The organism is Stenotrophomonas sp. INTA L402-1 (assembly GCF_059295135.1).
The window spans coordinates 1-660 of the sequence record NZ_JCAFWP010000137.1; the positions used below are offsets into that span (position 1 = coordinate 1).

1 protein-coding gene is annotated in these 660 nt (G+C 53.0%); it reads left to right on the forward strand.

The window, feature by feature from the left end; all coding sequences use genetic code 11:
- A partial coding sequence (locus tag AC5O77_RS21930; protein WP_494507193.1) for a glycerate kinase occupies positions 1-485 on the forward strand: 485 nt, incomplete at its 5' end.
- Positions 486-660: the final 175 nt, after the last annotated feature.

Below are 660 nucleotides of genomic sequence, written 5' to 3' on the forward strand. Positions count from 1 at the left end.
AGCTGGAGCAGGGACTGCAAAATTACGCCCGTGTTTTACAACAGCAAACTGAAATCAACGTCTGCCAGATGGCGGGCGGCGGCGCGGCGGGCGGGATGGGCATTGCGGCGGCGGTATTCCTCAATGCGGATATTAAACCGGGTCTTGAGATTGTACTGCGGGCGGTCAACCTGGAGCAGGCGGTGCAGGGCGCAGCGCTGGTGATCACCGGGGACGGGCGCATCGACTCGCAAACGGCAGGCGGTAAAGCACCGCTGGGCGTGGCGTCGGTGGCGAAGCAGTTTAATGTCCCGGTGATTGGGATTGCTGGCGTATTGGGTGATGGCGTGGAAGTGGTGCACCAGTACGGCATTGACGCGGTGTTCAGCATTTTGCCACGTCTGGCACCTTTAGCCGAAGTGCTCGCCAGCGGTGAAACCAATCTCTTCAACAGCGCACGAAATATTGCCTGCGCCATTAAAATAGGTCAGGGACTTAAAAACTGACTATTACCTTTAAAGCGGATGCGATTTATATCGCATCCGTTTTTTACCTGAATTTACCGCAAAAAAAGCCACGGAATAAACCGTGGCAAAATCCAACATAGCTAAAAATAATCAGGCGAGTGGTATGACTTAAATCTCTACGTCGCGGTTGCAATCTTTCGAGTAAATATAGCTG